The organism is Mycobacterium sp. (genome assembly GCF_049683935.1).
In the GTDB taxonomy this organism is placed as follows: Bacteria; Actinomycetota; Actinomycetes; order Mycobacteriales; family Mycobacteriaceae; genus Mycobacterium.
Genome location: NZ_JBAUJR010000474.1, coordinates 1 through 10,391, shown reverse-complemented (window position 1 = coordinate 10,391; position 10,391 = coordinate 1). Strand labels below are relative to the sequence as shown.

The window sequence follows — 10,391 nt, the reverse complement described above, 5'->3', positions numbered from 1 at the left end:
CGAGGACGTCACGCCGCAGCCCGACGGGCAGTGAGCGGTCAGACGGTGGCAGGCGAACGCGACGACCCGATCCGGCGCAGCGCCAGGCGTACGGCGATCCGCCGGCATCACCCCGATGCCGGCGGGTCCGCCGAGGACCTGATCGCTGCGCTCGGCGCCGCCGAACGCGCCACCCCTGGATCGATCGAGGTGATGCGGACCCGGCGCGGCCACCTGCGCCGGATCGGGCTCCGGTTGGGTCGGCGGATTCGTCAACGACGTTATGTGACATTGCGCGACAACACAATTCAACACAGCACCACAACTCATGGAGGAAAATCATGACCACTGCAACCGCCGGCCTGTTGGCCGGACTGCTGCTGGGCGTTGCCGCGGCCGCCGGCGGGTTCACCGGATTCCTGCTGGCACTCGTGCTCGGCGCCATCGGCTACATCATCGGCGGCCATCGCGACGGTGAATTCGATGCCACGAGCATCCTGCGAGGCCGGGGCCGTGGCTGACGAGGAGATCGCCGATGACGCGGGCTCCCGCGGAAGCCTGACGATCCGGGACAAAGCGGTCGAGCGCGTGGCCTTCGCCTCGGCTCTGGAAGCCGACGGCGTGGTGCGCTACAGCCACGGGATCGGAAAACTCACGGGCCGCGAACTACCCCGCGCCGACGTCGTCGTCTCGGGTGACCACGTCCGGGCCAGCGTTGATGTCGCCGTCGAATGGGGCAAGCCGCTGGCCGGCACCGCCGCCGAGGTGCGCCGCCGGGTGACCCATGGTCTATCCGAGCTCAGCGGCCTGACCGTCGACGGCGTCGACGTACACGTGCACAGCGTGGTCCCGCCCGATGAGGGCCGGGCACAGGGCAATTCACAGAGGACTTTGTTATGAGCACAGCAATGGACGTGACCGCCATGGAGACGACCGATGCGCCTTCGGTGCGCCCCGGCGCTCAGCCGTTGGCTCCCGCCGGCGCCAGCTACGCCGGCGCTGCGCTGGCTGTCATCGTGATCGTGCTGGGAGGCCTGGGAATCCGGGAGGCATTGGTCGCCGAAGGCTGGATCGGCGGACAGCGTTGGGTCGCCGACGCCGTCGGCGCGGTCGACGGTGTTGCGCCCGCCTCGTGGATGACCATTGCAGGTGTGGCCGTCGCGGTGCTGGGCGCGGTCCTGGTGCTGCTTGCGGTCAAGCCCCGCCGCCGTCGAGCGGTTGCGGTCGAATCACAGACCGCGATCTACATCGACCTGACCGACGTCGCCAGGATCGCCACCGCCGCAGCCGAATCGGTGGCCGGTGTCACCTCCGCCCGCAGTACCGCGACGCGGAAGAAGGTCACCGTCCGGTGCAGCGTCACCGGGTTCAGCGACTCGACGCTCGCCGAGAAAATCGACAACGCCGTCAGCGCGGAGCTGGCGGGACTGCGTAAGACGCCGCGCCTCAAGGTGCGGTTGGCGAAAGGAGGACGGTCATGACACGGGGAACCGTTGCGGTGGACCGAATCCTGGTCTTCCTGACAGGTCTGGCCTTGATCGCGGCGGGGGTGGCCGCCTTCATGTGGTCCCGTGGTGACCTCGCCGCCGCACAACCGCTGCAGGTGGTGGCACCGGTGGGCGACGTGGAGTCGTCATGGTGGCCCTGGTCGGTCGGCGGCATCGGCCTGGTGCTGGTGCTGATCGGGTTGTGGTGGCTTTCGGCCCACCGGCGGACACCGCGGGTGCGCACCATCACCCTCGCCGACATCGGCCCGGACGAGGGCGCGCTGAGCGCCGACGCCGCATCGGTGGGCTCGGCCGCCGCCTCCGCACTCGCCCAGAATGCTCTGGTGCACAAAGCAAGTGCACGGTCGAGTATCGAAAAGGGCGAACCGACGATCACTCTCACCGCACACATCCCGCCGAGGCGCGCCTTGCGTGCGGTCGGTGACGCCGCCGACGAGGTGGCCACCACCGCGGCGGCGATGCTGGGTGACGCGGTGGCCATCCGGACCAGGATCCGGGTGGACGGTCGCGGCCGATCCACCGCTGTGGTGTAGAGGCCTGACGCCGGCCTAACCCGGACTGCACGCCGCCGCCCCATGGGTTCGCACGGGATCGGCGGCGGCCTCGACAAGCGATACGAAGGACAGGCGATACGACGCGGTTACAGCCGAATGAGGTCGGCGGCCCTTTCGGCGATCGCATACACGGTGGCATTGGTGTTGGCCGAGACGGGCGACGGCATGATCGAGGCGTCGGCGACACGAAGGCCGTCGATGCCGCGCACCCGCAGGTCGAGGTCCACCACGGCCATGTCGTCGGTGCCCACCCGGCAGGTGCCTGCGTAGTGGAAGTAGACCAGCAGACTGCGCCCGAGGTAGTCACGTACCGAAGAGCTGTCCTGGACGGTCGGTCCGGGGTGGATCTCTGCTGCGCGCCACTCGGATAGGGCTGCCGATTCGCCGATCTGCTTTGCGATTTCGAGGCCGGCTTCCATCACTGCGACATCGCGTTCGTCACCGAGATAGTTGGGGTCGATGAGCGGTCCGACGGCCATGGACGCGTCTGCGAGACGTACTCGACCGCGGCTGAACGGCGTGATCGCCGAGAACGCGACCGCGTAACCGTTGTCAGGACCGGGCAGTGTGGAGGCCCGCATCGGCGCGGCGATCACCAAGATCTGTAGGTTCGGTCCAGCGTCGGCATGCACTGTTTCGATCAACCCGACCGCTTGGCCCATGGGGTTGCGCGGATTGTGCGGCAGCTCTGCTGCTGCCTCGTACAGCACAGTCGACATGGGGTGGTCGTGCAGGTTCTCCCCGACTCCGGGAAGGTCGAGGACCACATCGACACCGACCTCGCGCAGGTGCTGCGCCGGCCCGATTCCCGAGGCGAGCAACAACTGCGCCGACCCGATCGCACCAGCGGTGAGGATGATCTCGCGGGCCGCCAGAACTCGGGTCAGGACACCGTCGAGCAGATACTCGATACCAACAGCCACACCATCGGTCACCCGGATGCGCTGCACGACGGCATCGGTGACTATCCGCAGATTGGGGCGGCCGAGCGTCGCCTCGTCGAGATAGGCGTCGGCTGCACTCTGACGTTGGCCGTCCTTGATGTTGCTGTCGGCCAGGCCGAATCCGGTCTCGACCCCACCGCTGATGTCCCGAGCACTCTCATACCCCAGGTCGGCGGAAGCGCCGAGCGCGGCAATCACGATCGGGCTCGGTTCCTCGGTGGGTCCGACCGTCAACGGGCCGCCGGTTCCCCGGATTTCGGAGTCGCGGCCCTGGGTGGATTCGGATCGCTTGAAGTACGGAAGCAGGTCGTCGAATCCCCATCCCTTGGCGCCCTGGTCGACCCAGGCGTCGTAGCTGGCGCGGTGGCCGCGAACGAAGGTGAGCCCGTTCGTGCTCGATGATCCGCCGAGCGCCCTCCCCCGCGGTGCCGGTACCGATGTTTGGGAAAACGATTGAACGATGGTGCTGTCACCCCAGTTCGCGTTGGTTGCCATGAGTTCGGGCCACTGGAAGGGGACGGCCATCGCTGGATGCTTCTGCGAGGACCCGGCCTCGACGAGCAGGACGTGGGCGAGCGGATCCTCACTGAGTCTGGCGGCGAGGACGCTGCCAGCCGTTCCGGCTCCGACGACGACATAATCGTATGTGGCCCTGAGATCATCGTTGGGGTCGGTGATGGTCGTTGCGCTGGGGTTTGACTGATTCATAGATCCCATGTTGCCGTTGGGGCAATGGTCGAAGTGTTCAGTTTGTGGACAGCCCGCGTGGTGGTGGTCACTCTTGCGCCCGGCATCCAAGTCAACGGTAGATAGCAAGCGCAACTGCGTATTTCGCTACCCGGGGTCCTTGACCAACGCTGTTGCCATTGGCGGTCTTGGTCGTCATCACACACTCAGGCCAAAGGCGCGCATGTGCTTGTACAAAGTGGTGCGGCTGATGCCGAGGCTGCGTGCCGTGGCCAGCTTGTTGCCGGCGTGTGTGGCGAGCGCTTCTTCCACCGTGGCACGCAACGCTGTGTCGATGGCATTGAGCATCGGGCCGGCAGCGCGGTCTTTCAGGCGGATCAGGTCCCCGTCGGCGATGTCCCCCGCGGAGCGACGGCGGGCGGCGGCCGTGACCTCGGCCCGCAGTTCGGAGTCGTTACCAGGCCAGTCGTGCGCCAGCAAGGTGCGAAGGGCGGCGGGGGTGAATCGAGCTGTCGAGGACAGCTCGGTCAGGATGGCTTGAACCAGTGTGGGGATCTCGTGCTTGCGCAGCCGCAGGGGTAGCAGCGCGAGTCGCACTGCCGAGGAGTCGATCAGCGCAAAGACTTCCGGTGACAACAGGTTCAACGGGTCACTCGACAGCGCAAACCATGCCGACGTCCCGTCGAGGGCAGCTCGGGTGGCACGCGCCGCCGGTGGGGACAGCAGGTGGGCGTTCTCGATGATCACCGGACGTGTGGCTTCGTCCAACGCGTGGGTCACGCGCTGAAGCCAGGCATTTTCGGGTTCGTGGACTCGGTCGATGCCGTCGAACACCATCGGATCGGCGTCAGCCATCAATCGCATCAGAGCAGCGGACCGACCGGTCCCCCGCTCGCCGACGACGGACAGGGATCTCCTGTGTGCCCGCGCGTCGGCGATCTGGTTCTCGACGCGCTCGACTCGCGAGCGGGACCTGCCCTTCGCATCGGACCGCGCCCTCGGAACACCGGTCTCATGGGGGTTGATCTCGAATACGATGCCGGCACCGGGTGTCGCTCGGGTCAGCCGCAGACTGACCCGAGCACCTGAACTCAAGGTGTGCGACGCCAATGGTGCTTCGGCGGTAAATGTTCCGAGCGCCGCGTAGTCCACCGCGTCCAGTAACGCGGTGGCCGCCGAGTTCGCCAGCACGAGGTCGCCGGCGACCCCGACCATCGGCGCACCACGGCGGCGCGCCGAGACACGTTGATACATCTCGATGAGTGTCTGCTCATCCCGCGGTGACTGCTGGAGCAGTTGGGCTTCGATATCGCGGGCGGCGTGCTTGATCATCGGGTGCAGAAGCGGGTTGTCCTCGTCGACGAAGAAGGTCAGATCCAGCACGCCCTCCAGGCGGTGGGTCAGCGGATGGATGACGGGGTAGCCGTAGCAACTGAACTTCTTCATCGATTCCAGGTAGTGCTGGTCTCCGAAGACGCTCAGTGGGGTCCGCAGTTCGTGGACCGTCGCCACGGAGTTGGTCCCAGACGATTCCTCGGAGAAGAGATTGCCCAATACAGCGCCGTTTTCGCCGATCGCGTCACCGATGATCGGCGTCCCCGGGCGAAGGTCGACCAGACGCACGTCGCGGTCGGCGAGGATGATGCAGACGTTCGTTCCCGTGAGGATCGATTCCATCCGATCGAGAACGGGTCCAGCCGCGCTCAGTAGCCGGCTTCCTGGATTGACCGGAGATACCGTGGCGTCCCTGGGACGCTGAGGATCGACTCCGGCCAGTTCCGCGCGGCGCCAGGCGACGGCGATCGCATCTGACGGCATCACGTAGATGGGTTCAACGGCACGGCGGCCTCGTCGCGGAAGGGATAGGGACTACCGAACGAGGGGTCGCAGGTCGTTCGGTTGTGCCATACCGCTCTGTTGTCCCAGGTACTGTCGTATATCGCGGCGCGACATTCGGCGTTGCGACACTGCTTGATCCGGCGCCACGTCTTGGTGTGCTGACTCAGGAGAATTTCGCCGGTGATGGCGCTATTGAACCATCGCCATCCGTGTCCCGCTGGTGTCCAGTGGATTTCTCCGGTTCGGGTGGTCGCGAACCGCACGTCCGTGGGAGCGCGAAGTTCCATCTCAGGAGCCCGCCCGGCGATGGCGTCGTCGAGGGAATCGCGCATCGACTTCAACTCGGCTGCGTCGTAGTCCGTCATCGCCGGTGGCTTCGCTGTAACGCCCCGACGGGTGGTCCATGCATGCACAGCCGCCACGGCCCACGCGTTGGCGTCGACGGCATTGCTCAACAGGTCCGCGCCGGTTGCGGTACCAGCCCGCGTGTTGAGGAAGTCCTGCACCAGTGCCAATCCGTCCGGGGCGGGTCGCACGCCGTAGCGAGCGGTTGCCGCCCATAGCGGCTCGCGGGCGCTCTGGTCTACCAGCAAGGTGGATGAAGATTCCAATCGGTCCATGTCCTCAACTGTGGGGGGCGGGAGACGGTGAGTGTGTCCAGATTCTGCACACGATGGGTAACGAGGGTCACTGTCTGGTTGCATTGTGTGCCGATTCCCGAAACGGCTCAGGGCGCGTAGTAGTTTCGGCGGGCCGCGGCTGATCCTGGCTTGATGGCGTCACCCGTCCGTTCGCGGTCGCGGCGTTCATGAACGCTGCGGCGAGGTCTTCGGGTTCGGTGAACTGAGCTTCGTGGCCTCCCGTCGTATATGCGACGTGGCTACCGGGGATACGATCGGGAAACCGCGGTGACCAACTGAAGTCGCCTGGCGGTAAAGCAATGTCGTCCTTGGACAGGATGTAGGTGGCGGGGAGCCCGAGTCGTTCCCACTCGTCGAGGTCCAACGACTCGTTGATGGTGTGGAAGGGCTGACGTTCCAGCAGAGAGTGGACCAGTCGTTGCGTTTCCCAGGAGGCGTCCTGCATCAGGGCACCCCGGAAGACGTCGAACGGTAACGCCACCGAATTGTCGGCCGACGCCGCCGCTGACGCCCGGAACATCGCACCCAAGGCCGGCGGGCACAGATCGATCAGTGATTCGCCGGTCCGGGGAACGAATGCGCTCCAGTAGATCAGTCGTTCGATCCGGTCGGGGACGCGCGCCGAGGCTCCCGATATGAGAAACCCGCCCCAACTATGACCAACCAGAACAACATTGGTCAGTTCTCTTTGCTCGATGTAGTCGACCAGATAATCGACCGCATCTACGAGATGTATGTTCGTGCGGTCATCCTCGATGCCGAGGCCGGGCATCGTCGGGGTGTATACGGCATGACCCTGTGCGCGGATGAAACCGGCGACGGGCCGCCAGGTCCAACCGCCGTGGCAGATCCCGTGCACGAGGACGAATGTCTTGGACATCTTCAGTTTTCCTAATGTTTCGCAGATGAATTGGTGAGGAGTCCACGACGGCGTAGCTGCTCCAGCCGCGACCCGCCCTCGGCAGCTCAGATCATGCCGAGGGCGGCGAAGATCTGCCCGTACCGTTCCTGTGGGCCGAGCGGGAGCCCGGATTTCACGGTCTTCGCCAAGTCGTCGGCCAGCACCTCTTGTGCGCCCGACTCGATCGCATCGAGACCCGCACGCGCCAGATCGGCGGAGTCGATCTTCGCCACGTCCATGCCCTTGGCCATATCGGTGTCGACCGTCCCCATGTGCACCCCGACCACGTGTGTGCCCTGCGACGCAAGCTCGAGGCGCGTGCTGTCCGTCAACATCCAGGCCGCAGCCTTCGATGCGGCGTAGGCACCGGCACTCGGAGCCGTGAACCACGACAACGCGGAGAGGACGTTGAGGATGGCGCCGCCTCCGTTGGAACCAAGGACCGGGGCGAAGGCGCGGGTCATCTGCAGCGGACCGTAGAAGTTGGTGTCCATCTCCCGCCTGATGGTCGCCTCGTCTCCGGTCACCAGCGCCGTGCCGGTGGAGATCCCCGCGTTGTTGATCAAGACCTGCACGTCGCCGGCAGTGCGAGCCGCAGCCTCGATCTGGCTGGCGTTGGTGATGTCGAGCCCGATTGGCTCGACACCGTCGGCCTCGACCGCGCTCGCGTCGCGGGCGGCGGCATAGATCTTGGCTGCCCCGCGTTTCTTGAGCTGTTCCACGAACTCGGCACCGATGCCTCGATTCGCTCCGGTGACAAGCACGACCGCGCCCTTGAGCTTCATGATGAAGTTGCCGACTTCGTTACTTTACGGTCGAGCATCTGATCCGGCCTGGTACGGCTCACAGCGCAGTCTGTCTGCTGATCGAACATCCCTGCCGCGCCCCAATACCAAATACGAGCTTCGATCGCTTTGCCTGCCCGCACTTTCCACAGCTCGCTCACCTGAGTTGTCACTCGACGACCACCGACCTGTGCCGTGAGGCCAATGATCAGCGTGTATTGCTCTCCGTTGGCGTCCTCCATGTAGTTCAACTGCGCGGTGGACAGCTCGAGCAGGCTCGCGGACAACTGTGCGACGACGTCGAAGAACCCTGTCACCCCGTGGTAGGTCCCTCCGAAGGGAAGGCTGCTGTCGTAGTGGATCACGAACTGTGGATCGATAAGGGAGGTCACGCTTTTCACATCCTGTTGCCGGACAGCAGTGGTGAGCTTGTCGTAGAAGGTTTCCAGTTCGGTCATGATGAGCTTGCTTCGGCGATGACGCGTGCGACCATCTTCGGCTCGGCTGCCATCGACAGGTGCCCGCAGTCGAGAGTGGTGAGGGTCGACCCTGCGCGTTCGGACATCCACAGCTGGGTCTCGTAGGCGATGCTGTGGTCCTGCTTACCGGCGATGTACCACGACGGCACAGACTTCCACGCCTGCTCCGCACGAGCGGGTTCGCTCAACGCGGCATAGGTGATAGGCCGCTGCTTGGCGAAGAACGTCGACGCCAACTCCTTGCGAAGACCGTTGACGAAGCCTCCGACAAAGGCGTCGGGCTTGAGATAGAGGTCGACGTTGTGATCACCCGGGAATTCGGCTTTGTCGAAGAGTGCACCGGCGTCTACCGGGCCTGCGTGGCCGGCCAGATCGAGAATGGTCTCACCGGTCTCCGGGACGAATGCGTTGAGGTAGACGAGCGCCTTCACGTCCGGATCGCTGACACCCCCGATGACGGCGCCTCCGTAGGAGTGCCCGACGAGTACGACCGGGCCGGACGTACGGGTCTTCAGAAATGAAGCGAGATAGTCGATGTCGGCGCCGAGGGCGCGCAGAGGGTTGGCGAAGTGGGTGACGTTGAACCCGTCGTTGCTCAGCAATGCGTCGACTGCGTCGAACGGGCTTGAGTCGCTCCACGCGCCGTGGACGATGACGATGGTGGGTGTTGTCATGATGATCTTCTTTCCAGTTGTTCAAGGGCTGATGGGGTTATTTGGCTGCGGTTGCAACTGCGGTTTCGATGACGCCGGTGACGATGGCCGGCTCGGCATTTGTCGGGTGACTGACATCGACCTCGGCGAGGGTGGTATCGGCTCGATCGGCCATTCATTGCTGAGTCTCGATGTCGACGTTGTGGTCCTGGGCGCCGGCCGGTATGTCGTCCGTCTCGAGCTGGTCGATGTAGACGAAGTCCGTTGCGGCAACGCCGACACTGGTTGTGCTGCAATATTACTCGGGACCAGAATTATCCGTCGAGTCCGAGGACTTCCGGGATGTGCGTGGTGCGGTACCAATCGCGGTACTCGGCTTCGCGTCCGGCGAGGGCGCGACTCCGGACGGTCTGAATGTAGCGGCTCATTCGGCTGCTTCCTTGGCGGTTGGACAGAAACGGAATTTCTTCGTCCGGTTGAGACCATAGCATAACCGGAATGGTTCCGTCCCCTTTTGCGATAGGGTCTACTGATGCCTGGCGACAGTCCCTCTCCTCAACCCGTGGACCAACGTTCCGACTCCCGGCGAAATCGCGTCCGACTCGTCAGTGCGGCACGAAAACTCGTCGCCGAGAAAGGGATGGATGTCACGGCCGCGGACATTGCCGCTCAGGCCGACGTCGGGGTGGCCACGCTCTACCGGCGATTCGGCTCCAAGGATGCACTGATCCGAGACATTCTCGTCGATGGCATCGACGAGGTGGAATCCGTAGCCGACGCTGCGCTCATGGAATCCGATGCATGGCAGGGCTTCTGCACGTTCTTCTCATTCTTCAGCCACACCCAGGTCGTCAACCAAGGCATCGCGGAGTACCTGTCGACCGCGGCGGCCATCTCGGCTCAGGAAGAAGCGGAATACCATGGACAGCTGCTGTCGAAACTGCAGGAGATCGTACGGCGGGCACACGAATCCGGTGCTCTTCGACCGGACGTCACCTGGCGGGACGTCGTGCTCTTGAGCCGCGCCTCGGTGGCCGCTGGCCACTGTCTGGGCGTCGACGCTCCCGACGATCAATGGCAACGAACGTGCGCTTTCATCATCGAGGGACTACGAGCAACCCACCCGAGCCCCTAGCGCGCGGCCGTTCGGGGGATAGTCAGCGCAGTTCCTCATTCTCCGGGAGAACGTGCTCACAGCGAGGCGCCGGCCGCGGTGAGCACACCGTGATAGGCGCTTCACATGGGGCGACACGGCGGCAATACGGACTCCCTAGCCTTCGGGCATGGCGTTGACATCGCACGTCGTGGTCGTCGGCCACGGCATGGTCGGTCACCGGTTCGTCGAGGCGCTGCGCTCCCGCGACACCGAGGGCACCTGGCGGGTGACGGTGCTCGCCGAGGAGGCCGACGCGGCGTACGAC

The 10,391-nt window shown here is 64.8% G+C and carries 14 protein-coding genes; 6 read left to right on the top strand and 8 right to left on the bottom strand.

Annotated features, from left to right (window positions below; genetic code table 11):
- A partial coding sequence (locus WA965_RS26850; RefSeq protein ID WP_526448228.1) for a hypothetical protein occupies positions 1 to 255 on the bottom strand: 255 nt, incomplete at its 3' end.
- A 65-nt stretch (positions 256 to 320) separates the two neighbouring features.
- On the opposite strand from WA965_RS26850, the gene WA965_RS26845 reads away from it, so the two are divergent.
- Genes WA965_RS26845 through WA965_RS26830 form a run of 4 tightly spaced genes read left to right on the top strand, consistent with a single transcriptional unit; the run spans position 321 to position 2,020 of the window.
- Positions 321 to 500, top strand: coding sequence for a hypothetical protein (locus WA965_RS26845; protein ID WP_178356762.1), 180 nt, complete (start codon positions 321 to 323; stop codon positions 498 to 500).
- Positions 463 to 879 (top strand): Asp23/Gls24 family envelope stress response protein, encoded by a 417-nt coding sequence (locus WA965_RS26840; RefSeq protein ID WP_526294232.1) that lies wholly within the window; start codon positions 463 to 465, stop codon positions 877 to 879. Before WA965_RS26845 ends, WA965_RS26840 begins: the two co-directional genes overlap by 38 nt.
- A complete protein-coding gene (locus tag WA965_RS26835; protein ID WP_526448227.1) occupies positions 876 to 1,460 on the top strand; it encodes a DUF6286 domain-containing protein in 585 nt (194 codons plus the stop codon). The genes WA965_RS26840 and WA965_RS26835 overlap by 4 nt, the downstream gene beginning before the upstream one ends.
- Positions 1,457 to 2,020 carry a hypothetical protein gene (locus tag WA965_RS26830; RefSeq protein ID WP_526294230.1) on the top strand — a complete coding sequence of 188 codons (564 nt, stop codon included), beginning with the start codon at positions 1,457 to 1,459 and terminating at the stop codon, positions 2,018 to 2,020. Before WA965_RS26835 ends, WA965_RS26830 begins: the two co-directional genes overlap by 4 nt.
- A gap of 107 nt (positions 2,021 to 2,127) precedes the next feature.
- Here WA965_RS26830 and WA965_RS26825 read toward each other — a convergent pair whose 3' ends face one another.
- The 7 genes from WA965_RS26825 to WA965_RS26795 all read right to left on the bottom strand — a co-directional run bounded on the left by WA965_RS26825 (position 2,128) and on the right by WA965_RS26795 (position 8,991).
- A complete protein-coding gene (locus tag WA965_RS26825) occupies positions 2,128 to 3,693 on the bottom strand; it encodes a GMC family oxidoreductase (protein WP_526294229.1) in 1,566 nt (521 codons plus the stop codon).
- A gap of 177 nt (positions 3,694 to 3,870) precedes the next feature.
- Positions 3,871 to 5,490 (bottom strand): helix-turn-helix domain-containing protein, encoded by a 1,620-nt coding sequence (locus tag WA965_RS26820; protein WP_526294228.1) that lies wholly within the window; start codon positions 5,488 to 5,490, stop codon positions 3,871 to 3,873.
- Positions 5,490 to 6,131, bottom strand: coding sequence for a CGNR zinc finger domain-containing protein (locus WA965_RS26815; protein ID WP_526294227.1), 642 nt, complete (start codon positions 6,129 to 6,131; stop codon positions 5,490 to 5,492). The genes WA965_RS26820 and WA965_RS26815 overlap by 1 nt, the downstream gene beginning before the upstream one ends.
- 67 nt (positions 6,132 to 6,198) lie before the next feature.
- Entirely contained in the window at positions 6,199 to 7,032 is an 834-nt protein-coding gene (locus WA965_RS26810) for an alpha/beta fold hydrolase (protein WP_526294226.1), read from the bottom strand.
- Positions 7,033 to 7,118: 86 nt separating this feature from the next.
- Positions 7,119 to 7,838, bottom strand: a complete 720-nt coding sequence (locus WA965_RS26805) for an SDR family oxidoreductase (protein WP_526294225.1) — start codon at positions 7,836 to 7,838, stop codon at positions 7,119 to 7,121.
- Positions 7,835 to 8,296, bottom strand: a complete 462-nt coding sequence (locus WA965_RS26800; protein WP_526294224.1) for a nuclear transport factor 2-like protein — start codon at positions 8,294 to 8,296, stop codon at positions 7,835 to 7,837. Before WA965_RS26800 ends, WA965_RS26805 begins: the two co-directional genes overlap by 4 nt.
- Positions 8,293 to 8,991 carry an alpha/beta fold hydrolase gene (locus tag WA965_RS26795; RefSeq protein ID WP_526294223.1) on the bottom strand — a complete coding sequence of 233 codons (699 nt, stop codon included), beginning with the start codon at positions 8,989 to 8,991 and terminating at the stop codon, positions 8,293 to 8,295. Before WA965_RS26795 ends, WA965_RS26800 begins: the two co-directional genes overlap by 4 nt.
- Positions 8,992 to 9,532: 541 nt before the next feature.
- Between WA965_RS26795 and WA965_RS26790 the strand changes: the two genes are divergently transcribed.
- Positions 9,533 to 10,105 carry a TetR/AcrR family transcriptional regulator gene (locus WA965_RS26790; RefSeq protein WP_526294222.1) on the top strand — a complete coding sequence of 191 codons (573 nt, stop codon included), beginning with the start codon at positions 9,533 to 9,535 and terminating at the stop codon, positions 10,103 to 10,105.
- A gap of 148 nt (positions 10,106 to 10,253) precedes the next feature.
- On the top strand, positions 10,254 to 10,391 hold a 138-nt coding region (locus WA965_RS26785), incomplete at its 3' end, for a hypothetical protein (RefSeq protein WP_526448229.1).